Raw genomic sequence first — 23,232 nt, 5'->3', positions numbered from 1 at the left:
GGGGAACGGAGACGAAGCGCGGGTGCGGGGGGCGTGATGACCACGGAGCGGGGCGGTGTATCCGGCAGACGGATGGACGAAGCCGGACGGGATCTGCTCGTCGGCCTCATACATCGATTCACGGCCGAAGGACTCGAACGCCGCGCAGCGCTGCGACAAGTGATGAGGGCTGCGCGCCTCGATGCGCAGGAGACCCAGATCTTGTACGAAGCCGTGACAGCGGCGGAGGTGGAAGACGAACACGGCGAAGACGGGCCGGACGTCCCGCAGAGTGCGAATGACGACCACCGGACCGGTCCCGACGAGGATCTCGACGACTCGGATTTCCTGGAGGAAGAGGAAGCCCCGGACCCGGAGTCTTTTCGTGGGACGGTGCGTGTCGACGACATGGAAGCGGCCCGTCGTGCGGCTCGGGACCTGCTCGAGGTCGATCGGCGGCGATTGAACCCGCACCGGCGTCTGCTGAGCGCCGAGGAGGAAGTGGGGCTCTGCCTCTTGTTCCGAGGAGCCAGAACATCGTCGGAGGAGTTGCCCGATGACTACTCGGCGACGCTTTTGCGAGACAGCGAGGCGAGCAGGGCCTTGAACGCAATGGTTGTTCATAATCAGCGTCTCGTTCATAAGATTCTGCATGGCTTGGGGCACTGGCAGCTCAGTCCCATGTACGAGGATCTTGCGCAGCACGGAATGATCGGGCTCATACGTGCCGTGGAGAAGTTCAATGTTTCCATGGGGTGCAAGTTTTCCACCTATGCCACTTGGTGGATTCGGCAACGCATCACTAGAGCCGTGGTCAACGAAGGGGCAGCCATTCGGCTCCCGGTCCACATCTGGACCGATGTGGAGAAGGTGCGAAAAAAGGAAAAGGCGTTTCTCGACCAGGGTAGAAGTCCCAGCGTGGATGATCTCTCCTTGGCGTGTGAGCTCAGTCCCGAAAGGGTGATGGACTGCCTGCGGCTGGGGCGTCGGGCAGTTCTGTCGCTTGAGCAACCTGTCGGTACGAACGTCACTCTCGGGGAATTGGTTGTCGATAATTTTCGGCCCGTTCCGGGTCCGGAGCAGGTGCTTCGGTCCGAATTCGAGCGTCAGGAACTGTTCCAGTTGTTCGATGCTTGTGTGTTCACGAAGAGAATTCAAAATGTTCTTTTGCTGCGATACGGATTCGTCGACGGCGCATCCTGGACGCTGGACGAAATCGGTAAACGATTCGGAGTGTCACGCGAGCGTATTCGGCAGATCGAGAATCGCGCACTGAAAGACCTGAGGATTCAAGTGGGACTGGAACCCGACGATGCTGACTCGGAACGCCGTCGTATGAAGGCCGCTCGGAAGATCGCTCAGGAGGCCGCTGAAGAGACCGCACGTCGCCGAGGCCCCGAGGGGCGGGAGGAAGCAGGGCGCTGCGATTCGCTGCCGAACGACAGCGTCGTCACGCCGGGGACGGAAAGCAGTTGTGACGGGAAAGAGGGAATGGTGGCCTTCAAGGGCACGGAGTTCGGTCGGTGGTTGGCCGAGCGGATACAGGAAAACGGTGCGGACGAAAGCGAACTGGCACACCGCCTGGGAGTGCCGCGAGCGCTCGTCGAAGCTTGGCTCGACGACCGCTCTGTGCCTCGCCCGGACCTTTTGGTCAGGGTGCAGGAGATCTTTGGAGTCGAGGACGAGACCGGGCAGGGCTTCGCAACCGGTCCGGAACGACAGGCCGATCCCGTGGAGAAGACGCCGGCCGTCTGGTACCACCGTCCTGGACACGACGATGGTGGGCGGGAGTTCGGAAATGCGGCGGCCTTCGCTTTCGAGGCCGATCTGGAGGTTCTGGCCCGCGAGGCGACCCAGAACAGCCTGGACGAGCACGACAGGAGGAACGACCGCCCGGTCACGGTCCGGTACACCCTGCATGAATTGTCCGGCGACGCTCTGGCTCGGTTCCGTACCGCGATCCACTGGGGCGACCTGCAACCCCACTACGAAGCGGCCGCCGCGCAGGACCAGAAGGTCGGACGCGTCATCAGCGCCGGACTGCGAGAGATGTTCGAGCGGGATCGGCTGGTCCTTCTTCGCATCGACGACTACAACGCCAATGGGCTGACCGGTGACGACTACGAGGACGGCCGATTCGCCGCCGTGGTGCGGCGGCAACTCGAAAGTCGCAAGTCGGATGTCGCGGCCGGCGGTTCATACGGTCTAGGTAAGGCCACGCTCTGGGCGACCAGCCGCCTGGGGCTGGTCCTCATGAACTCCACGCTCTCCGAACCGCACGAGGGAAACACCCGGCGGCGGCTGATCGGACGACTCGACCTACCTTGGCGAGAGGTTGACGGAAGGAGATTTGCCGGCCCCGCCTGGTTGGGTCGGCCGGATGCCGAGGCGGACAACGCAGAGGTCGTCCGCTCCTGGTGGGCCGACGAAGACACGGTCGAGAATCTGCATCTCACCCGTGAGAGCGATGACCCCGGTACGTCCTTCTTGATCGTCGGAGCACATGATGTCGCCGGGCTCGCCGAGGCCGGACAGAGCCAAGAAGGCGACGTGGACGACGACGAGGACACCCTGGAGCGCATGCACCAGAGGTTGGTCGGTGCGCTCGGTCGTAACTTCTGGGCCGCGATGACCGCAGGGGGAGAACGCCCGCCGCTGCTGGAAGCATCGGTGCGGACGCTCCGCAATGGCGTGGAACACCTTGCGGAGGAGCGGGTCGATCCACAAGTGCATCAACCCGCGCGCTCGCGTGCTCTCCATGCCTTCCTGAGCGGCACCACGGTGAACCGCCTCACCGAAGCAGGCCAAGTGGCACTTGTCACGGTGCCGTTGAAGGTGCCCGAGAGGGATGGTCTCACCGGTACGGCCGGCGAGCACCGGGCGGTGCTCCTCGTCACCGAGGCCACCGACGCCGATGGCCGGATCAACCAGGTGACCGCGATGCGCGGCAATCGCATGACGGTCAAGACCAGGGGGGTGCCCAACCTGCCCATGGGGACCAACCCGTTCCAGGGAGTTCTGCTCACGGGTCGGGCGGCGGGAGACGATGCGCCGTTCGCGGCCGAGGCCGAGGAGTTTCTGCGTTCCTCCGAGCCTCCGGAGCACAACAAGTGGGGCCGGACCGAAGAATTGCGGATGCGCTACTCGCCCTCGGCACATCGGCGGATCGCAGCCTTGACGACGGAGACCAACAGGGCCGTTCACGAACTTGTGGCGATCCCCAAGGAGAAGAAGCCGAGCGGCACGAGCAAGGTGAGCAAGCGGCTCAAAATTTCCGGCAAGCCCGCCGGTAAGCCCAGAGGGACGGTAGTGCCGCCGAAACTGGATGATTTGGAGGCCGTGATCGACCCCTCCGGTGCATGGCACATCACCGCGGAGGTCAAGGTGTCACCCGGGGAAGAGCCCTGGCGTATGAGCCCCGTAGCCAAGCTGGAGGTTCGCTCCGGCCCTCGTCCCGTGGTCAAGTGGGCCGAGCTTGTCGCTGTCAGCAACTGTGAACTGTCCGACGGCGTACTGCATTTCTCGCCGGGGACTCGCCGTGCAGTCTTTCGAGGCGTCACCGATGTGTCCACACATCCGGTGCGGGCCGCGCTGACCGGACTCGTCGTCGAACTCCAGGAGAGCAAGGGAGGCGCCGCGTGAGGGTCTACCCGTACCCCCGACTGACCGGTGCGGTGACCGCGCGGGTCACGGCCGTGCGGCTGCGCGGCCCCGACGACACCCGAGAGTACTTGGACTCAAGGGGGTACTCGGTTGTCGAGCAGGTCGTGGCACTCGGTACGGCCGAGCGCGCCGATTGGCGAACGGCACGGCTCGCTCTGACGGCGACCGTACCGGCTCGTGAGATCGAGACGAAGGGCCACTGGTCCGACATCGCCGTCGTCGCCGTTCTGACGGAGGGGGCCACCAACGCGCGTACGGTTTCCCGGTTGACGCCTGGTGGGGAGAGCGGGAGGGAATGGACGGGTGAGATCGAGCTCGACCGGGACGACCACCTGGACCGTGCGTCCCTCTCTGTGCACGTGGTGGCCACAGTCGGGGGTGTGGAGGGTCGGATCATCGCGTCCACCGACCAGGAGTGGTTGATCGACATGACGGCCGACGGCCCGCTCAGAGATCGTCAACTCGATGTCAGCACGGTCAGTTTCGCCCGCGGCGCCGAATGGTTGCGGAGTTTCCGGGACGCACCCTGGATAGTGGATACGGCGGGGCGGATGCCCACCGTCCGTCTGAATTCGGATTTCGAGGGCCTCGTGGCGCTCGTGGCAGGCCAGGGCTCGAAGGTGGAGAGCGTCGTGGGCGAGATGCTGTTGGCCCAGATGTGCGCCGATGTGTGGACTGCCGTTTTCCACACCGCCATAGGTGACCTGGAGATCGAGGACGACGGGACACCGCTCTTCCCGCCCGACTGGCGGGGTGCGGTGCTCCGCGAGATGCTTCCGGACATCGTTCCGGGGCGGTCGGCGGAGGACGCTCTCCGTGAGGTGCACATCCGGCGTACCGGCGAGGGGAGTTGGGCGGAGCTGCAACCGCGTATCCAGTACGCGGCCGCCCGTCGTGCCGAGGTTCCCAAAGCGTTGGCCGGCACTGTCCGCGACATCGAACGACTCGACCAGGAGACCCACGCGTGACCTCCCGCCCCGAGCACCTGCCGGAACGGCTTGCTCTTATCACCGATGTACAGGCTGCCGAGTACATCTCCACAGGACTGCTCGAGGGACGCGAGGACGTCCCTTCCATCGCGTTGAACAAGGTTGCCGAGGCGCTGCCCGGCGACGATGTGCGACTGCGGCTGCACCCGGTACGGGATCTGATCGACGATGCCGTGACCAAATACCGGGACGGGCGTCCCACGGCAGCGGACGCGTGGCTGGCACCCCGTCTGCACGAGACCCTTCGGCTGACTCGCCGGGAAGCGTCCGAGAAGAGTCTCTGGACGTATATGGCCCTTGGGGTGGCTCCGGATTACGTCGTCTGGCGGCACCTGTCCGAACCGAAGGCGGACGGTTCGCGCGGACGAGTGGCCCGGGACAGGTTCGTCGGCCCGCACCACAAGCAGACGTTCGCCCGACTCTGGTGGGCGGCTGAGCTCTTCCGCGACGGCCCGGACTACCGACCCGTCGAGGTGGCTTGCGGCAATCAGGACATGCTCAACTCCGCTCTTCGGCTGGACATCGTCGACCATCGCCCGACGGCGCTTGCGCTCGTCGGACTCATGGAGAGAGGGAGTGTGCGCACCGGTCGCGAGGTCAACGCGCTGACGTCCGCAGTCAACGCCGCCGCGGCGACATTGATGTACGACGTCATCGCCCCGGATGTGGAGCGTGACGGAGAGCCTCTGCGTGACTGGATCGCAGGGGCCGAATCAGCCCTTCCGTCCCCTCGGAACAATCTTCCTGAAGGCCCGGATGAGGAGCATGTGCCGGAGGAGGCGGTTCGGAGACTAATCGCCCACTTCGAGGAACTGTTCGCGGACGCACCGGTCAGGGGGCGGACTTCCGACGAGCGCGAGTGACTTTGTGTGAGTCCGGAGGGCACTGGCCCTGATCGCCGCATCCGATGGCGCGCAGCTCGGTCGTAGTGGTCCGGGATACATCGGGCCAAGTGGTCGCGGCCGCCAACTCGTCCTCCGAGGGGGCGTTCCCGCGCAGCGCCCTGCTGAGCACGTGCATGCCGAGCCGGGGTGGTACAGCATTGCCCACTTGCTGCGCCTGGTCGTTTCCCGACCAGGGGAAGTTGTGCGGGAACGTCTGGAGCACCCCGGACTCCGGGATGGTGAAGCGGTCGGGCTTCTCGGCCTCGTACTCCGCGATGCTCTTGTACACCTTGTTCCGGGAAATCTTCCCGGTGACCGTGAAGGCGGGCTCGGATGACAGGCGCCGACCTCGCTTCTTCGGGTTGCCCCCGGAACCGTAGTTGGAGACGACGAAGAACTTCATCTTGTCTCCCGTCCGGAGTCGGGACACGTCCACGGTTGAGCCCTTCGGCTTGCTGGCCGCGTCAAGGGCTTCCGCCATGGAGAGCCAGTGCCGCTTGGTCCCGGGAACCGCAGAATCGGTCGGGAGCATATCCGCCTGAGCGGCATTGCCTTTCCCTCGATACAGGTCGAAGGGCAGATGAGTCGCTTCGAGTGGTTCGATGGCCCCATGTCCCGGGCGCCGGGCGACGAGTACGGCGCGTGTGCGAGTCTGCGGCACCCCGAACTGTTCGGTCTTCAGCTCCCAGCATTCCGCTTCGTACTTGACGCCCTGCAGTCTTCCTTCTCCGCCACGCAGAAGCTTTGCGTAGACCTCCCAGAGGGGCAGGGCCGCAGGCACTTGTTCCAGAACGATCGCCTTGTACGGGTCACGCCCTTCCGTCTCGATCGCTTTGAGGAGCCAGCGAAGGGGCTCCAGGACCAAGGCGGTGCGCGAGTCGCCGAGGGCGTGCAGCTCTTCGTCGATCTTTGCTTCGTCTTCCCCGTCCACAAGGCGGTGGATGAACGTCTTCACCGTGTCCAGTGCTCGCCGTCCCGTGCCGCTTCCCGCGACGGAGAAGGATTGGCAGGGCGGCCCCCCGGCCAGGACGTCGACCGATTTCGGGATCTCGTCGAAGCGGCTCTCGCGCATGACGCTCACATCGGCGTGAATCGTCGGTAGTCCTGCCGCGTAGCGTGTCTCGCACGCATTTCCGTCCCACTCGATCCCGATGCTCTTGAAGCCCAGGAAATGCGCGGCCACGTCGAGTCCGCCAGGACCTGCGAAAAGGTCCAAGATCCGGATTCCGTCGAGATGGCGAACATGTGTTCCCGGGCTGTTCATGGGGTTGAAGTGTAGCCGGCGACGGAGGCTGCGGGCGCTGCCCATGCGGCTCGGACCGCAGGTCCGAGCGCCCTGGCCATCGGCGGTGTGGAGGCATGCCCGATCCGGCGACCGCGGTCCGTCACGGTGCCTCCACCGACCCCTGTCCGGAGCCAGACCTTCTTGGTCCCTGTCGGTCCGAGATCCACGTTCCTCGCCGGTCCGACCCGCCGACAGAGGTCGGTGCCACGCTCGGCGCCCGGGCTGCCCATCGGTCGGCGTCCCGCCAACCGCCGATGGATATCGAGCGGCGCGGAGCTCGGCCCACGGACGGATGCTCGCGAACCGTCGGCTCCGGTGGACGGAACACGTCGAAAGCCTGCTTCGCGAGCGCGACGCCCGGCCCGTGCTCCCGGTCCTGCGATACCCCGAAGTCGGCTGCGTTCAGCAGGAACCGCCGGAACCGATGGCCGAGATGATTCAGCTCCCCATGTATGGGGTCGCGTATCGGCTCGAGGTCGGGCGCGCACACCGGCTCCGGTACATTCTCGATGACCAGGGCTCGAGACTGCCCGGCATATGCCGGGCAGACGGTCGTCTCAAGCAAGCGCAGTTGGGTCTCGATCTCGGTCCGCCCGACGGCCGCGCCGGGCTTCACGTGGGGCAGTCCGCCCGACAGCGGATCGATGTCGTAGATCTCCTGCTGCCGAGAAGGGGCGAAGCCCGGTAGGTCCGATTCCGGAACCTGCCACGCCGGACGGTTCCTACGCAGCGTGTCGTACGCCACAGGATTCTTGTCCAGGAGCGGTACGGGTTCGAAGCCGGCGTGTGCCGGCCCCGAGGCCGATCCACCCGCTCCCGCGCACACGTCGACGAATCGCAGTCCACTCATCGGCCCCGCGCAAGGGTGACCCGCAGGCTCTGCGGCTTCGGTGTCCTCAGTTGCGAAAACCTGGTCCACGAGCAGTCCTCGGGGGCGAGTTGGCGGGCGGGCTTGCGAACGCGCAGTTGGGGGCTACTGCACGAGACGTGGTGATCGCATATCGGGAGAGGCCGGCCAGGATCTTCTCCCGTATTTCTCCCAAGCGATCCCCAGGAACGAGTCAGGGGCCTGATCCACTCAATGGATCAGGCCCCTGACCTGTTGTTCCTTCAGTCGGGGTGGCGGGATTTGAACCCACGACCTCTTCGTCCCGAACGAAGCGCGCTGCCAAGCTGCGCTACACCCCGAAGCAACGAGCTCTACTTTAGCGGACTGATCCCCGTAGACGAAATCCGGTTGTCGGAGTGCGGGGGAGAGGGGCTGACCTGGTCGGTCGCGAGATCCCGGCGGCCGCGCCGCGGGCTGCCTCCCTGCCCCTGGGCGCCCACCCTGAGCACCCCGGCCGCCCGCACCCGAGCGCCCCCGGTTCCCCGTGCCCCAGGTTCCCCGCGCCCCTCGCTCCCGCGTCTCCTCAGTCCCGCGCCGTGAGGGTGAGCAGCGTGGCCTCAGGGGGGCAGGCGAAGCGGACGGGGGTGTAGCGGTTGGTGCCGCAGCCGGCGGAGACGTGGAGGAAGGAGGTGTGGCCGCCCGCGGTGTGGGTGGACAGGCCCTTGACCCGCTCCGGGTCGATATCGCAGTTGGTGACCAGGGCCCCGTAGAAGGGGATGCAGAGCTGGCCGCCGTGGGTGTGGCCGGCCAGGATCAGCGGGTAGCCGTCGGTGGCGAAGGCGTCCAGGGAGCGCAGGTAGGGGGCATGGACGACGGCGAGGGAGAGATCGGCGCCGGATTCCGGGCCGCCGGCCACCTCGGCGTAGCGGTCGCGCTTGATGTGCGGGTCGTCCAGGCCGGTCAGGGCGATCTCCGCGCCCTCCAGCTTCAGGCGGCCGCGGGAATTGGACAGGCCGATCCAGCCGGCCGCGTCGAAGGCGTCGCGCAGGTCTTCCCACGGGTTGTGGACGGCGTGCACGGCGGGTGCGTTGCCGTTGAGGCCGTGCTGCCCCTTGAACCGCTCGGTCAGATAGCGGGCGGGGTTGCGCAGCCTGGGGCCGTAGTAGTCGTTGGAGCCGAAGACGTAGGCGCCGGGGAACTCCATCAGCGGGCCGAGGGCGTCCAGGGTCTCCGGGACGCCCTCGGGGTCGGAGAGGTTGTCTCCGGTGTTGATGACGAAGTCGGGGCGCAGCCCGGCGAGCGACTGGAGCCAGTGGCGCTTCTTGCGTTGTCCGCGGACCATGTGGATGTCGGAGACCTGGAGGACGCGCAACGGCCGCATACCGCGGGGCAGTACGGGCACGGTGACGCGCCGCAGGCGGAACGAGCGGACTTCGAAGGCGGCGGCGTAGGCCAGGCCGGCCGCGCCGACTGCGGTCAGGGACAGGGGTACTCCGTATCGCGCGCGCATGTATCCCATGGTCGCAGAGCGGCGGGCAAGCGGGGCCGCCGAGGGGAGCGGACGCGGGCCCGGCGCGGGGTGGCGGGGCGAATTCGCTCGGCGTTGTCCGTGCGTACGGGCATACTCGACGGCATGACGACGCTCAAGGCCAGACTGCACGACGACCTCACCCTCGCGATCAAGGCGCACGACAAGCTGCGCTCCGCCACCCTCCGTCTGACGCTGACCGCGATCCAGAAGGAAGAGGTCGCGGGTACCGCGGCGCGTGAGCTGTCGGACGTCGAGGTCGAGAAGATCATCGCGCGGGAGGCGAAGAAGCGCCGCGAGGCCGCGGAGGCGTTCGACAAGGGCGGCCGGACCGACTCCGCCGAGCGGGAGCGCGCGGAGGGCGAGGTGCTCGCCGACTACCTGCCCAAGCCGCTGACCGACGCGGAGCTGACGGAGCTGGTCGCGGCCGCCGTGGCCGAGGCCAAGGAGGCCGGAGCCGAGGGGCCGCGCGCGATGGGCGCCGTCATGAAGATCGTGAACCCGAAGGTGGCGGGCCGGGCCGACGGCGGCCGGGTGGCCGCCGCGGTGAAGAAGCTGCTGGCCTGAGCGGCAGCAGGGACGGCAGGGCGGCAGGGGCGGATGGTGCGCGACCACGTCGCGTAACCGGTGGCCCCGACGCGCTGGCCGTACCCGATGACGCAGATGCAGATGCAGACACAGACGTAGATGTATACGCAGATGCAGCCGTAGATACAGACCTGCGTACGCATCGACACAGCTCACGCCGAAGGGGCGCCCCCAGTTAGGGGACGCCCCTTTGGCGTGATGTCGTCCGGCGGGTTCAGCGGGGGCGGTGCCCCGTCACGCCGTGGCTGTCCGGTCGCGCAACGGCCGGATCACCAGCCGCCGTTGCCGCCGCCCAGTGCGCCGGGGAAGCCGGGGATGTCCCAGCCGCCGCCCGGCTTGTTGTCGCCGCCGTGGCCGGGCTTGCCCTTGCTGTTCGGCTGGCCTTTGCCCTTCCCCTTGCCTTTGCCCTTGTTCTTGTCGTCGTTGCCCGGGGCGCCCTGGCCCGGGTCGCCGCCGTCGTCGATCGCGACGGTGGGCAGGGGCGGTGCGGGCCGGTTGGCCAGGGCGCCGGACATCGCGTCGCGCCAGATGGGGCCGGGGGTGTCGGCGCCGTAGACCTTGTCGTGGTAGCTGCCGCCGATCTTGATGTCGAACATCTTGCGCCGGTGCTGCGGGTCGCCGACCCAGACCGCGCCGGCTGCGTTCGGGGTGTAGCCCACGAACCAGGCGGCGTAGCGGTTGTCGCTGGTGCCGGTCTTGCCCGCGCTGTCCCGGCCCTGGAGGCCGGCCTCCTTGCCGGTGCCGTCCTCGACGACGCCCTTGAGGAGGGTGTTGATCGTCTCCGCGGTCCGCTGGGACATCGCGCGGTGGCAGCTGGTCTGCGGCACGCTCATCGCCTTGCCCTGGGCGTCGGTGATCGACGCGATGGCGACCGGCGAGCAGTACTGGCCGCCGTTGGCGAAGGCGGCGTAACCGGCGGCCATCGTCAGCGGCGACATCTCCTGCACACCGAGCGTCATCGACGGCACCTGCTCCAGCTTCTTGCCGTCGGCCCGCTGGATGCCCATGCTCTCGGCCATCTTGACCGCCGGGCAGATGCCCATATCGCTGATCAACTGCACGTAGTAGGTGTTGACCGACTTCGCGGTCGCCTCCTTCATGCCGTACGGGCCGACTTCCTCGGGGTTCTCGTTCTCGGTGGTCTCGTGGCCTTTCCACTCGCCGTTGCAGGTCTGCACCGGGCTCGGGTAGGCCATCCGGTACGGCGAGGAGTACTCCTTGTACGGGCTCATGCCCTGCTCCAGCGCGGCCGCCGCGATCACCGGTTTGAAGGTCGAACCGGGCTGGTAGCCGGCGCCGCCGCCCATGCTCCGGTCCACCGAGAGGTTGATCTGGGTCTGGTGCTCGCCGAAGCCGTAGGGGCGCGACTGGCCCATGCCGAGGATCTTGCCGGTGCCCGGTTCGACGATGGACGCCGCGCTGGCGACCGGATCGTCGTCGTAGACGTGATCACCTATCGACGCCTGGATCGACTTCTGCGTCTGCGGATCGAGGGTGGTGCGGATCGTCATACCGCCCTGGTTCCAGCGCTGTGCGCGGATCTTGCGGGTCTTGCCGAAAGCCTTGTCGGTGAGGAAGACCTCGCGGACGTAGTCGCAGAAGAAGCCGGCGCCGTTGGTGGCGGTGATGCAGCCGTTCTTGGGGCGGCTGACCGACAGCCGGAGCGGCTTCCGGGCGGCCGCGTCGGCCTGCGCCTGGGTGATGTCCTTCAGGTCGGCCATCCGCTGGAGCACGGTGTTGCGCCGCCGGGTGGCTTCCTTCGGGTCGTTGACCGGGTCGTAGCGGCTCGGGGACTGGACGATACCGGCCAGCAGGGCCGACTCCTCCAGCGTCAGGTCCTTGGCGTGCTTGCTGAAGTAGCGCTGGGCGGCGGCCTCCACACCGTATGCCTGCTGCCCGAAGAAGGTGATGTTGAGGTAGTTCTGCAAGATCTTGCTCTTGCCGAGCTCCTTCTCCACCTGGATCGCGTACTTCAGCTCCTTGACCTTGCGGCCGATGGTCTGCTGGGTGGCCTGTGCGACCTTGTCCGGGTCGTCGCCGGCCTCCTCGATGAAGACGTTCTTCACGTACTGCTGGGTCAGCGTCGAGGCGCCTTCGGAGACGTTGCCGGAGCGGGCGTTCTTGTTGAGCGCGCGCAGGATGCCCTTCAGGTCGATGGCACCGTGCTGGTAGAAGCGCGCGTCCTCGATCGCGACGAGCGCCTTCTGTATGTACGGCGACATGTCCTTGAGGTCCACCACGGTGCGGTCGCGGGAGTAGACCTTCGCGATCTCGCCGCCCTTGGCGTCCAGGATGGTGGTCCGCTGGCTGAGCGGTGGTCTCTTGAGGTTGGCCGGGATCTCGTCGAAGCCCTCGACCGAACCCTTGGCCGCGAGGCCGAGTGCGCCGGCGGCGGGGAGCGCGAGGCCGGCGAGGACCGCTCCGGCCAGCACGCTGACACCGAGGAACTTGGCGGCCTGCTGGGTCTTGGACAGACCCCCGCCGTCGTGCGTCTTAGCCATGAGGGCACCCTACGTTCTCAATCGCCGGACAGGGGCGCACGTGTTCGCTTAACCTGTTCACAACAGTCCCAGCGGAATGCTTTTGCCTCGTTCGCCAACCTCCTCTTCCCGAATAAGCCCTGTCTCGGGTGTCGCTTGTGCCACCTTGTGTGACGAGATAACCGGTGTGGCCACGGTGAACTGTCCTGCCTTGTAAGGAAAGCGACGTATGCCGTCCGGTCACTCCGTTGGGTGATCTGCCGCATACGCATAGTCCGTTCGGGCCATTCAAGATTGGGCCCGAAGGGGGTGTTGCGCCCTGCCTGCCTTCCGTAACGTCCTCAACTGGCAACGGTGAATATGCCGCTTGCCGCCGTGGGGGAGCCTCGATTCGGGAGAGGACGGCGCCAGCATGGGCTGGGTAACCGACTGGAATGCACAGGCAGCCTGCCGCAGCACTGATCCGGATGAACTGTTCGTTCAAGGAGCGGCGCAGAATCGCGCCAAGGCGGTGTGCACCGGATGTCCGGTGCGCACGGAGTGCCTGGCCGATGCCCTGGACAACCGGGTGGAGTTCGGCGTGTGGGGCGGGATGACCGAGCGCGAGCGGAGGGCGCTGCTGCGCCGCCGCCCGACGGTGACGTCATGGCGCCGCCTGTTGGAGACAGCGCGCACGGAATACGAGCGCAGCACGGGCATCCTGCCGGTGGACTGCGACGACGACACCTTCGACGAGTACGCCGCGGCCGGCTAGCGACGCGCACGCCGGGGCGGCCGAGAGGGTTCGGGCGGCCGGCGGCGGACGTGGCCCGGGGCGGGCGGACGGTGGCCGGAGACGGACAGGCGGTCGGCGGCCACGAACGGTTGGCGCGGCAGTGTGCCGGAGGGGCCGACCGTGAATTCGGCGTGCCCTGGGGCCGGGTGCTCGTGCCGTCGGGGGTGTACGCGGCGCTGTCGTGCGGTGGCGCGCTGCCGCGCGGCGTCGTGCGGTGTTGCGGCGCTGTGGGGTGCCGTCGGGGCGGGCGGCCGTGCTGGATACGCCGGCCGCGGGTCGGGCAAAGGCGAGCGCGTCGGCCTGGACGAGTGCGTCGGCCTGGGTGATCGGGGCGGCCGGGGTGACCGGCGGTCCGTCGGTGGGCTGGTGGGCCGGGATGTCTGTGAGTCGGAGTGTCGGCGTGTCCGCGGGTCGGAGTGTCCGTGGGGCAGGGCGCCCGCGGGTCAGCTGTCGGCGTCGGCGGAGCCGAGGGCGAGACGCTCGCCGATCGCGCGCAGGCCCGCGAGGTCGTGCACATCCCCGGGCAGCGCGGCGACCTCTGTCACCGGTACCTCGGGATGCAATGCGGTGAAACGGTCCCGGGTGCGCCGTTCGCGCGCGAGGACCTGCATACGCTCCGCGTGGAGTCGCAGCAGTCCGGCGGCGAGTTGTGGCGCCGAGGCCGAAGGGGGTGTCACATGCTCCGCCGCGGCGGGGGAGTGGCCACTGGCGGTACGAGATCCAGCATTCCCGCCGTCGAGATCCACAATGCCGGTCGGGACAAGATTTTCGGCGGGGTCGTCTCCGGGGGCGTCTCCGTGCGCGGTACCAGGAGCGACGGGCGTGGCGGCGGAGGCGGGATCGGTGCCCGTGTCGGCTTCGACGCCCGTATCGGCCTCGGCGTCGGCGGGAGCGCAGTCGTCGGGGTCTGTGTCCGTGTCGTCCGGCGTCCGGTCCGTCAGCGCTTCCGCGGCGGCCAGTGCGCGCTCGGCGCTGAGCTGTGCGGCGCCGCTGCCGTGCACCCGGTTCAGCACGAGACCGGCCAGCGGCATCTGCTCGGCGGCCAGCCGCTGGACGAAGTACGCCGCCTCGCGCAGCGCGTCCCGCTCCGGCGCGGCCACCACCAGAAACGCCGTGCCGGGTGCCTGGAGCAGCCGGTACGTGGCGTCCGCGCGGGTGCGGAAGCCGCCGAACATGGTGTCCATCGCGGCCACGAACGTCTGCACATCGCGCAGGAGCTGGCCGCCCATCAGCTTGCTGAGGGTGCCGGTCATCATCGACATACCGACATTGAGGAACTTCATCCCGGCCCGGCCGCCGACCTTCGCGGGTGCCATCAGGACCCGGATGAACTTGCCGTCCAGGAAGGAGCCGAGGCGTTTGGGCGCGTCCAGGAAGTCCAGCGCGGAACGGCTCGGCGGGGTGTCGACGACGATCAGATCCCACTCGTCGCGCGCGCGGAGCTGGCCGAGCTTCTCCATGGCCATGTACTCCTGCGTGCCCGCGAAACCGGCCGACAGGGACTGGTAGAAGGGGTTCTCCAGGATGGCGCGGGCCCGGTCCGCTTCCGCGTGCCCCTCGACGATCTCGTCGAAGGTGCGCTTCATGTCCAGCATCATCGCGTGCAGTTCGCCGCCGGCCGCCTCCTCGACGCCCTTGACCCGCCGCGGGACGTTGTCGAGCTCGGAGATGCCCATCGACTGCGCCAGCCGCCTGGCCGGGTCGATGGTCAGCACGACGACCTTGCGGCCGCGCTCGGCGGCCCGTACGCCCAGCGCGGCGGCGGTGGTGGTCTTGCCGACACCGCCGGAGCCGCAGCACACCACGATGCGGGTGCCCGGATCGTCGATCAGCGCGTCCACTTCCAGCCAGGGGGCCGAGGCGTCCAGCGTCGTGTCGTCCGAGGTCATATGGGCCCCTGTTTCCGCAGATCTCTCGCCAGGCGGTAGAGCCCGGCGAGGTCCACTCCCTCGGGGAGCAGCTCCAACTCGTAGGTGGGCAGGCCGAGTCCGGTCAGCTCCGCATACTGGACGCGCTCCAGCTCGACGCGCTCGGCATGCTCGCGGGCCTGCTCCAGCAGCGGGTCGATCAGCTGGTCGGCCCACCCGTCACCTGCTACGGCCCCGGCCGGAGACGCTTCGCGTCGCCCCGCCTTGAGGTGGTCGTCGGCGCGGCGGGGGCCGCCCAGGCCGGCCTGGGCGAGGGCCTTGGCGATGCCCGTACGCGCCCCGCGGGCGGCGATGTCGAGATCGCCGGTGTCCAGTACGGCGGGCCGGGTCATGTTGATGACGGTGCCGCCCACCGGGAGACCGGCGGCGCGCAGCTCCGCGACGCCGTCCGCGGTCTCCTGGACCGGCATCTCCTCCAGGAGGGTCACCAGATGCACCGCGGTCTCGGGCGATTTGAGGACCCGCATGACGGCCTGTGCCTGATTGTGGATCGGCCCTATCCGGGCCAGCCCGGCGACCTCGTCGTTGACGTTCAGGAAGCGGGTGATGCGGCCGGTCGGCGGGGCGTCCATCACGATCGCGTCGTAGACGAACTTGCCGCGCTTGTCCTTGCGGCGCACCGCCTCGCACGCCTTGCCGGTCAGCAGGACGTCCCGCAGGCCCGGCGCGATGGTCGTGGCGAAGTCGATGGCACCGAGCTTCTTGAGAGCCCGGCCCGCGCTGCCGAGTTTGTAGAACATCTGGAGGTAGTCCAGGAGCGCGCGCTCGGCGTCGATGGCCAGGGCGTGCACCTCGCCACCGCCCGGCGCCACGGCGATCTTGCGCTCTTCGTACGGAAGCGCTTCGGTCTCGAACACCTGGGCAATGCCCTGCCGGCCCTCGACCTCGACCAGTAGGGTCCGGCGCCCCTCGGTGGCGAGGGCGAGGGCGAGGGCAGCGGCGACCGTGGTCTTTCCGGTGCCGCCCTTGCCGCTGACGACATGGAGCCTGCTCACGCCAAGGAGCCTAACCAGTCCGCGTCCCGGCTACGCACCGGATCCACCGGGGACATCCCTGGGAAAGGCCCCGGAAACGTCAGGGCAACCATGGGGGCGTGCCCTGGGGCCCGGTCCGGCCCCCTGGCTCGCGCGGGCTTGCGGGACGGCGTCCGCCCGAGTCCTGGACAGGCATTACGCTCGGCCCCATGACCAAGTGGGAATACGCGACCGTGCCGCTTCTCGTGCACGCGACGAAGCAGATTCTGGACACCTGGGGCGAGGACGGCTGGGAGCTGGTCCAGGTCGTGCCGGGCCCGAACAACCCCGAGCAGCTGGTGGCCTATCTGAAGCGGGAGAAGCAGGCATGAGCGAGGTGGAGGACAAGATCGCGGCGCTCGGTCTGAAGCTGCCGCAGGTCGTGCCGCCGCTGGCCAAGTACCAGCCCGCCGTGCGCTCGGGCAGCTATGTCTTCACCTCCGGCCAGCTGCCGATGGTGGACGGCGCGCTGGTGGCCACCGGCAAGGTGGGCGCCGAGGTCGGCCCGGAGCAGGCCAAGGAACTCGCCGCGGTCTGCGCGCTCAACGCACTGGCCGCCGTGAAGTCGGTGATCGGCGACCTGGACCGGATCCGGCGCGTCGTGAAGGTCGTCGGATTCGTGGCCTCTGCACCGGACTTCACCGGCCAGCCGGGCGTCGTCAACGGTGCCAGCGAGCTGCTCGGCGAGGTCCTGGGCGACAAGGGCGTGCACGCCCGGTCCGCGGTCGGCGTCGCGGTGCTGCCGGTCGACGCCCCGGTCGAGGTCGAGATCCAGGTCGAGATCGCCGAATAGCGGCGGACCGGCCGGCGCCGCGCGGTACCGGTGGGTGCCGGCCACCGCGCGGGCGCCCACTGGCCGGAGATCCTCTCGAACATCCACGCGTGAGCGCATAACATCCGGCCATGTCGTCGACGACCAATGGCCAGTGGTATCCGCCGGAATGGCCGGACCGCATTCGGGCGCTCACGAATGGCGAGCTGACCCCCGCCGCGCCCCGGCGGGCCGCGACCGTCCTGCTGCTGCGGGATTCCGACTCCGGCGGCCCCGCCGTCCACATGCTGCGCAGACGCGCCTCCATGGCTTTCGCCGGAGGCGCGTACGCCTATCCGGGCGGTTCCGTGGACCCGCGGGACGAACGGCCGGTGGCCTGGGCCGGGCCGTCGCGCGCCCAGTGGGCCGTACGCCTGGGCGTCGACCAGGCCGCCGCACAGGCCATCGTCTGCGCCGCCGTCCGCGAGACCTTCGAGGAGGCGGGCGTGCTGCTCGCCGGCGCCTCGGCCGGGACCGTCGTGGCGGACACCACGGGCGAGGACTGGGAGGCGGACCGTGCGGCGCTGGTCGCCCACGAGCTGTCGTTCGCTGACTTCCTGAGCCGCCGCGGCCTGGTACTGCGCTCCGATCTGCTCGCCGCCTGGGCCCGCTGGATCACCCCGGAGTTCGAACCGCGGCGCTACGACACCTGGTTCTTCGTCGCCGCGCTGCCCGCCGGCCAGCGCACCCGCGACGTCTCCACGGAGGCGGACCGTACGGTGTGGATCCGGCCGGCGGAGGCCGCTGCCGGGTACGACCGCGGGGACCTGCTGATGATGCCCCCGACCATCTCGATGCTGCGGGCCCTGGAGCCGTACGACAGCGTCGCCCGGACCCTGGCCGCGGCGCCCGCGCAGGACCTCACGCCGGTACTGGCCCGCGCGGAGCTGGTCGCCGGCGAGATCGTGCTGAGCTGGCCGGGCCACCACGAGTTCACCCGGCACATCGCGCCGGACCGGGACGGCGCCCAGGGCGCCGGACCCGGCGCCCTCGACGGACCGTCGAGCACCCCCAGAACCACGGGAGGTACCCCCGCATGACCGACGCAGCCGCCCTGCCAGGACAGCCCCGTGGCGGAGTCATCTCGGGACCGGCCACCGCGCGCGCCCGGTGCGTGCTGGCGCCGAACCCGTCGCCGATGACCCTGGACGGCACCAACACCTGGATCATCGCCGAGCCGGACTCCGACCTCGCCGTCGTCATCGACCCCGGGCCGCTCGACGAGGCCCACCTCCAGGCCGTCATCGACACCGCGGCACAGGCCGGCAAGCGCATCGGGCTGACCCTGCTGACCCACCACCACGCGGACCACGCCGAGGGCGCCGGCCGCTTCGCCGAACTGACCCGTACGGCCGTACGGGCCCTGGACCCGGCGCTGAGCCTGGGGGGCGAGGGGCTGGCAGCGGGTGACGTCATCACCACCGGTGGCCTGGAACTGCGCGTGGTGCCCACACCGGGCCACACCGCCGACTCGCTCTGCTTCCATCTGCCGGCCGACGGCGCGGTCCTCACCGGCGACACGATCCTGGGCCGCGGCACGACCGTGGTCGCCCACCCCGACGGGCGGCTGGGGGACTACCTCGACTCGCTGCGCCGACTGCGCTCGCTCACCGTCGACGACGGTGTCTCGACCGTCCTGCCCGGTCACGGACCGGTGCTGAACGATGCCCAGGGGGCGGTGGAGTTCTATCTGGCGCACCGCGCCCACCGGCTCGCCCAGGTGGAGACGGCGGTCGAATCCGGCCATCGCACGCCCGCCGAGGTTGTCGCGAATGTCTACGCCGAAGTCGACCGCTCCCTGTGGCCGGCCGCCGAGATGTCCGTACGGGCGCAGCTGGAGTATCTGGGGGAGCACGGGCTGATCTGAGCGGGCCGGCCGACGCCGCGCTCGCTGCCCGATAGCGGCGCGGTCCGCCGGCCACCAGGGGGCCGCTGTCCCGAGCCCGGCCGCGTGCGGGGCCGCCCGCCGGTTCCCGCCGCTGGGCGAAGCGCCCCGGTGGTGCGGGTCCCCATGGCGAAGGGCCCCGCCGGAGCGGGGCCCTTCGGATGCCGGTACGGCGGTGCGCGAGGCGCGCGGCTGAGTGGTACGCGTTACGCGCCCGTGCGGGCTGTGCCTCGTACGGACCGCGTGTCGTACGGGCACGTGCGTCGTACGAGGGAGGCGGCGTCAGCGCGAGCGCTTGGCCAGCCGCTCGACGTCCAGCAGGATCACGGCGCGCGCCTCCAGGCGCAGCCAGCCGCGGCCGGCGAAGTCCGCGAGGGCCTTGTTGACGGTCTCGCGGGAGGCGCCCACCAGCTGGGCCAGCTCCTCCTGCGTCAGGTCGTGCACGACGTGGATGCCCTCTTCGGACTGCACACCGAAGCGGCGCGACAGGTCCAGCAGGGCGCGCGCCACACGGCCCGGTACATCCGAGAAGACCAGGTCGGACATCTGGTCGTTGGTCTTGCGCAGCCGGCGGGCGACCGCGCGCAGCAGGGCCGTGGCCACTTCGGGGCGGGCGTTCAGCCAGGGCTGGAGGTCGCCGTGGCCCAGACCGAGGAGCTTGACCTCGGTGAGGGCGGATGCGGTGGCGGTGCGCGGACCCGGGTCGAAGAGCGAAAGCTCGCCGATCAGTTCCCCGGGGCCCAGGACGGCGAGCATGTTCTCCCGGCCGTCCGGCGAGGTGCGGTGCAGCTTCACCTTGCCCTCGGTGACCACGTACAGGCGGTCGCCGGGGTCCCCTTCATGGAACAGGGCGTCGCCGCGGGCGAGCGTCACCTCTCCCATCGAGGCGCGCAGCTCGGCCGCCTGCTCATCGTCGAGCGCCGCAAAGAGCGGTGCGCGCCGCAGAACGTCGTCCACGAGTTCTCTCCTTGTCGACATGCTCCGGGGGCTGTGGTCCCCATCATGCCGGAATGCAAAACAGTGCGATCAATCACAAGGATGCCGGACCCGTGGCCCAAGCCATACGGCAGGGGGCCGATTGGGGTGAGGAATGACGGTGATCGAGTCGGATGTCAGTGGGTGGCCTTACTCTGGCCGGGTGTCCAACACGCCGGTGAGAGCACAGGACAAGGGGGTTGGACGAGTGAATGCAGAGCGTGATTCCGCTGTGGGCGAACAGCCGTCCGTCGAGGCTCTGAATACGGGCAAAAGCGATAAATCGTCCTCCAGGGTGACGTCCGGCCGGAAACCGGCGGGACGCGGATCCGGCGCGTCGCGGTCGACGGTGGGGAAGGCGGCTGCGGGGGAGACGGCCGCGCAGGCGCCGGCGAAGACCTCCGTGAAAGCACCGGCGGGGAAGAAGGCCGCCGCGCCCAAGAAGACCGCCGTCAAGCGGACGGCCGTGAAGACCACCACCGCCAAGCGGACAGCCACGAAGACCACCGCCGCCGCGCCGAAGTCCGCGAAGGCCGCCGCCGCGAAGACTCCCGCCGCCAAGGCCCCCGCGCGCAAGCCCGAGTCGCGGGCCGCCATGATCCGGCGGGCCCGCCGGATCAACCGCGAGCTGGCCGAGGTGTATCCGTACGCCCACCCGGAGCTGGACTTCACCAACCCCTTCGAACTGCTGGTCGCGACGGTGCTCTCCGCGCAGACCACCGACCTGCGGGTCAACCAGACCACTCCTGCCCTGTTCGCGCTCTGCCCGACGCCGGAGGACATGGCGGCGATGGATCCGGAGCGACTGGAAGAGCTGATCCGGCCGGCCGGTTTCTTCCGTGCCAAGACGAAGTCGCTGCTCGGCCTGTCCGCGGCGCTGCGCGACCGGTTCGGCGGCGAGGTGCCGGGCCGGCTGGAGGATCTCGTCTCGCTGCCCGGCGTCGGCCGCAAGACCGCCAATGTGGTGCTGGGCAACGCCTTCGGCGTCCCGGGCATCACCGTGGACACCCACTTCGGCCGCCTGGCCCGCCGCTTCGGCTGGACCACCCAGGAGGACCCGGAGAAGGTCGAGGCGGACGTCGCCGAGATCTTCCCCAAGAGCGAGTGGACGATGCTCTCGCACCGCGTCGTCTTCCACGGCCGCCGCGTCTGCCACTCCCGCAAGCCCGCCTGCGGCGCCTGCCCGATCGCGCCGCTCTGCCCCTCGTACGGCGAGGGCGAGACGGACCCGGAGAAGGCGAAGAAGCTGTTGAAGTACGAGATGGGCGGCCAGCCGGGCCAGCGGCTGCGGCCGCCGGCCGACTATCCGGGCTGGCCCGCGGCCCCGCTGGCGGCCCGATGACGGCTCCCGCGGTGATCGCGGGAGCGCCGGCCGAAGCGGTCGACCACCGAAGCCAGGACCTGAGGGGGCGCGTATGACGAGTGCACGGGAGCAGTACGGCGAACCGGCGCAGGAGCGCGGTGCGGCCGCGCTCGCCGCGGCGTCCGGCCGGGTGGCCGTGACGGCCGAGGGCCTGCCCGAGTGGCTGGCGCCGGTGGCCCGCGCGGCCGCCACCATCGAACCGCGCCAGCTCAGCCGCTTCCTGCCGCCCGAGAGCGGCGGCCGGCAGTCCGCGGTGCTGATCCTTTTCGGCCATGGTGCGCGCGGCCCCGAGCTGCTCCTCATGGAGCGCGCCGGCACCCTGCGTTCGCACGCCGGCCAGCCCTCCTTCCCCGGCGGCGCCCTCGACCCGGAGGACGGCGACCCCGAAGCCGGCGGCCCGGTGCGGGCGGCGCTGCGCGAGGCCCAGGAGGAGACCGGGCTCGATCCGTCCGGTGTCCAGGTCTTCGGTGTGCTGCCGCGGCTCTACATCCCCGTCAGCGGCTTCGTGGTGACGCCCGTACTGGGCTGGTGGCGCGAGCCCAGCACGGTGGGCGCGGTCGACGAGGCGGAGACCGCCCGGGTGTTCACGGTTTCCGTGGCGGATCTCACGGATCCCGCTCACCGAGTGACCACCCGTCACCCCAGCGGCCACGTCGGGCCAGCTTTTCTGGTCGAGGATGCCCTGGTCTGGGGTTTCACGGCCGGCGTGATCGACCGGATCCTGCACTACGCGGGGTGGGAGATTCCATGGGACCGCGCCAAGCAGGTCCCGCTCGACTGGCGGTCGTGAGAGCGTGTCGATCGTGAACGTCCTGGACATCCTGCTGCTGCTCGCGGCCGTGTGGTTCGCCGTCGTCGGCTATCGGCAAGGTTTCGTCGTCGGCATCCTGTCCGTGATCGGCTTCCTCGGCGGCGGCTTGATCGCGGTCTATCTGCTGCCCGTGATCTGGAACAAGGTCACCGAGGACGCCACACCCGGTACCTTCGCGGCCATCGGCGCGGTCGCCATCGTGATCGTCTGCGCGTCCGTGGGCCAGGCGCTCACCACGCACCTGGGCAACAAGCTGCGGCGCCACATCACCTGGTCACCGGCGCGCGCGCTGGACGCGACCGGCGGCGCGCTGGTCAACGTGCTGGCGATGCTGCTGGTCGCCTGGCTGATCGGCTCGGCCCTGGCGGGCACGTCCCTGCCGACGCTGGGCAAGGAGGTGCGGAACTCCAAGGTGCTGCTGGGCGTGTCCCGGGTGATGCCGCCGCAGGCCGGCACCTGGTTCGCGGACTTCTCCGCCGTCCTCGCGCAGAACGGCTTCCCGCAGGTCTTCACGCCGTTCTCCAACGAGCCGATCACCTCGGTGCCGCCGCCCGACCCCAAGCTGGCCAACAGCCCGGTCGCGGCGCAGGCCAGGGGCAGCATTGTCAAGATCGTCGGTACGGCTCCCAGCTGCGGCAAGGTCCTCGAAGGCAGCGGTTTCGTCTTCGCGCCGCACCGTGTGATGACCAACGCCCACGTCGTCGGCGGTGTCAACGAACCGACCGTCCAGGTGGGCGGCGAGGGCCGCACCTACGACGCCAAGGTCGTGCTCTACGACTGGGAGCGCGATATCGCGGTGCTCGACGTGCCCAAGCTGACCGCCCCGGCGCTGCGGTTCGCCGCCACGGACGCGGGCAGCGGCAAGGGCGCCATCGTCGCCGGCTTCCCGGAGAACGGCGGCTACGACGTCCGCCCCGCCCGTATCCGCGGCCGTATCCAGCCCAACGGACCGGACATCTACCGCCGGGGCACGGTCAGCCGCGACGTCTACTCCCTCTACGCCACCGTCCGCCCGGGTAACTCCGGCGGCCCGCTGCTGACCCCCGACGGCGAGGTCTACGGAGTCGTCTTCGCCAAGTCCCTGGACGACGCCAACACCGGCTACGCGCTGACCGTCGACGAGGTCCACCAGGACATCGTCAAGGGGCGGACAGCCGTGCGGCGGGTCGACACCCAGGGCTGCGCGATCTGAGCGCCGGGCGGTGCGGAGGTCGCGAAGACCGGCCCGCGCCGCCCGTGCGGATCAGCCGCGGGGATGGCGCAGGCGCGCGCTCATCCAGCGCGCTCTGCGGCGCAAGATACGCGGGATGCCCATCGGGTGCGCGGAGTCGGGGGAGTCGCCGGACCCGAGGTCCGAGGTGTCCCTCTCCCGAGTGCCCACGGCAGCGGCACTGCTGCGGCGGTTGCGTGCCACGTCACGGTAGTCGTGCGTCCAGCCCATACCCT

The 23,232-nt window shown here is 69.3% G+C and carries 20 protein-coding genes, 1 tRNA gene and 1 pseudogene; 13 read left to right on the top strand and 9 right to left on the bottom strand.

Going from position 1 to position 23,232, the window contains the following annotated elements:
• Positions 1–36 precede the first annotated feature (36 nt).
• From IH09_RS40575 to IH09_RS08815, 4 genes and pseudogenes are all read left to right on the top strand, one after another.
• Positions 37–1,257, top strand: a pseudogene (locus IH09_RS40575) (sigma-70 family RNA polymerase sigma factor); the annotation flags it as partial.
• A 213-nt stretch (positions 1,258–1,470) separates the two neighbouring features.
• Positions 1,471–3,621, top strand: a complete 2,151-nt coding sequence (locus IH09_RS40570) for a helix-turn-helix domain-containing protein (RefSeq protein ID WP_052855647.1) — start codon at positions 1,471–1,473, stop codon at positions 3,619–3,621.
• The gene (locus tag IH09_RS08820) at positions 3,618–4,610 is read left to right on the top strand and encodes a hypothetical protein (protein WP_052855552.1); all 993 of its coding nucleotides are present in this window, start codon (positions 3,618–3,620) and stop codon (positions 4,608–4,610) included. Before IH09_RS40570 ends, IH09_RS08820 begins: the two co-directional genes overlap by 4 nt.
• Entirely contained in the window at positions 4,607–5,494 is an 888-nt protein-coding gene (locus tag IH09_RS08815; protein WP_052855551.1) for a DUF6339 family protein, read from the top strand. Before IH09_RS08820 ends, IH09_RS08815 begins: the two co-directional genes overlap by 4 nt.
• Here the strand turns inward: IH09_RS08815 and IH09_RS08810 are convergent.
• From IH09_RS08810 to IH09_RS08795, 4 genes are all read right to left on the bottom strand, one after another.
• Entirely contained in the window at positions 5,463–6,779 is a 1,317-nt protein-coding gene (locus tag IH09_RS08810; RefSeq protein WP_052855646.1) for a DNA cytosine methyltransferase, read from the bottom strand. The two genes, IH09_RS08815 and IH09_RS08810, sit on opposite strands and share 32 nt — an antisense overlap.
• Positions 6,780–6,900: 121 nt before the next feature.
• On the bottom strand, positions 6,901–7,650 hold the full coding sequence (locus tag IH09_RS36815) for a DNA cytosine methyltransferase (protein WP_318279415.1): 750 nt from the start codon (positions 7,648–7,650) through the stop codon (positions 6,901–6,903).
• Positions 7,651–7,914: 264 nt separating this feature from the next.
• Positions 7,915–7,988: transfer RNA gene (locus IH09_RS08800), tRNA-Pro, on the bottom strand.
• A 224-nt stretch (positions 7,989–8,212) separates the two neighbouring features.
• Entirely contained in the window at positions 8,213–9,139 is a 927-nt protein-coding gene (locus IH09_RS08795) for a metallophosphoesterase (RefSeq protein ID WP_052855549.1), read from the bottom strand.
• Positions 9,140–9,262: 123 nt separating this feature from the next.
• On the opposite strand from IH09_RS08795, the gene IH09_RS08790 reads away from it, so the two are divergent.
• A complete protein-coding gene (locus IH09_RS08790; RefSeq protein WP_052855645.1) occupies positions 9,263–9,724 on the top strand; it encodes a GatB/YqeY domain-containing protein in 462 nt (153 codons plus the stop codon).
• A 290-nt stretch (positions 9,725–10,014) separates the two neighbouring features.
• On the opposite strand, the gene IH09_RS08785 is transcribed toward IH09_RS08790, so the two are convergent.
• Entirely contained in the window at positions 10,015–12,246 is a 2,232-nt protein-coding gene (locus IH09_RS08785; protein WP_052855548.1) for a transglycosylase domain-containing protein, read from the bottom strand.
• 391 nt (positions 12,247–12,637) lie between these two features.
• On the opposite strand from IH09_RS08785, the gene IH09_RS08780 reads away from it, so the two are divergent.
• Positions 12,638–12,979 (top strand): WhiB family transcriptional regulator, encoded by a 342-nt coding sequence (locus IH09_RS08780; RefSeq protein ID WP_052855547.1) that lies wholly within the window; start codon positions 12,638–12,640, stop codon positions 12,977–12,979.
• Between the two features lie 464 nt (positions 12,980–13,443).
• On the opposite strand, the gene IH09_RS08775 is transcribed toward IH09_RS08780, so the two are convergent.
• Together IH09_RS08775 and IH09_RS08770 are read right to left on the bottom strand one after the other, a co-directional pair.
• Positions 13,444–14,889, bottom strand: a complete 1,446-nt coding sequence (locus tag IH09_RS08775) for an ArsA family ATPase (protein ID WP_052855546.1) — start codon at positions 14,887–14,889, stop codon at positions 13,444–13,446.
• Positions 14,886–15,923 (bottom strand): ArsA-related P-loop ATPase, encoded by a 1,038-nt coding sequence (locus IH09_RS08770; protein WP_052855545.1) that lies wholly within the window; start codon positions 15,921–15,923, stop codon positions 14,886–14,888. The genes IH09_RS08775 and IH09_RS08770 overlap by 4 nt, the downstream gene beginning before the upstream one ends.
• A gap of 188 nt (positions 15,924–16,111) precedes the next feature.
• On the opposite strand from IH09_RS08770, the gene IH09_RS36805 reads away from it, so the two are divergent.
• The 4 genes from IH09_RS36805 (at position 16,112) to IH09_RS08755 (ending at position 18,619) form a co-directional block, all read left to right on the top strand.
• Positions 16,112–16,273, top strand: coding sequence for a DUF4177 domain-containing protein (locus IH09_RS36805; RefSeq protein ID WP_003975360.1), 162 nt, complete (start codon positions 16,112–16,114; stop codon positions 16,271–16,273).
• The gene (locus tag IH09_RS08765) at positions 16,270–16,734 is read left to right on the top strand and encodes a RidA family protein (RefSeq protein WP_052855544.1); all 465 of its coding nucleotides are present in this window, start codon (positions 16,270–16,272) and stop codon (positions 16,732–16,734) included. The genes IH09_RS36805 and IH09_RS08765 overlap by 4 nt, the downstream gene beginning before the upstream one ends.
• A 110-nt stretch (positions 16,735–16,844) precedes the next feature.
• Positions 16,845–17,792 carry an NUDIX hydrolase gene (locus IH09_RS08760; protein WP_052855543.1) on the top strand — a complete coding sequence of 316 codons (948 nt, stop codon included), beginning with the start codon at positions 16,845–16,847 and terminating at the stop codon, positions 17,790–17,792.
• The gene (locus IH09_RS08755; protein WP_052855542.1) at positions 17,789–18,619 is read left to right on the top strand and encodes an MBL fold metallo-hydrolase; all 831 of its coding nucleotides are present in this window, start codon (positions 17,789–17,791) and stop codon (positions 18,617–18,619) included. Before IH09_RS08760 ends, IH09_RS08755 begins: the two co-directional genes overlap by 4 nt.
• A gap of 300 nt (positions 18,620–18,919) precedes the next feature.
• Here IH09_RS08755 and IH09_RS08750 read toward each other — a convergent pair whose 3' ends face one another.
• A complete protein-coding gene (locus IH09_RS08750; protein ID WP_006604164.1) occupies positions 18,920–19,594 on the bottom strand; it encodes a Crp/Fnr family transcriptional regulator in 675 nt (224 codons plus the stop codon).
• A gap of 421 nt (positions 19,595–20,015) precedes the next feature.
• Here IH09_RS08750 and nth point away from each other — a divergent pair, with 421 nt between their 5' ends.
• The 3 genes from nth to IH09_RS08735 all read left to right on the top strand — a co-directional run bounded on the left by nth (position 20,016) and on the right by IH09_RS08735 (position 22,978).
• Positions 20,016–20,954, top strand: coding sequence for an endonuclease III (nth, locus tag IH09_RS08745; RefSeq protein ID WP_190233238.1), 939 nt, complete (start codon positions 20,016–20,018; stop codon positions 20,952–20,954).
• A 73-nt stretch (positions 20,955–21,027) separates the two neighbouring features.
• Positions 21,028–21,765: an NUDIX hydrolase gene (locus IH09_RS08740; protein ID WP_052855541.1), complete on the top strand. Its 738-nt coding sequence runs from the start codon at positions 21,028–21,030 to the stop codon at positions 21,763–21,765.
• A 13-nt stretch (positions 21,766–21,778) separates the two neighbouring features.
• Complete coding sequence (locus tag IH09_RS08735; protein ID WP_052855643.1) at positions 21,779–22,978, top strand: MarP family serine protease; 1,200 nt, start codon at positions 21,779–21,781, stop codon at positions 22,976–22,978.
• Positions 22,979–23,029: 51 nt separating this feature from the next.
• Here IH09_RS08735 and IH09_RS39705 read toward each other — a convergent pair whose 3' ends face one another.
• Complete coding sequence (locus IH09_RS39705) at positions 23,030–23,227, bottom strand: hypothetical protein (protein ID WP_094793793.1); 198 nt, start codon at positions 23,225–23,227, stop codon at positions 23,030–23,032.
• Positions 23,228–23,232: the final 5 nt, after the last annotated feature.

It is taken from the genome of Streptomyces celluloflavus (assembly GCA_000720995.1).
Classification (GTDB): domain Bacteria; phylum Actinomycetota; class Actinomycetes; order Streptomycetales; family Streptomycetaceae; genus Streptomyces; species Streptomyces celluloflavus.
Note: the sequence above shows the minus strand (reverse complement) of the source record. Positions and strands in the feature narration are given on the sequence as shown.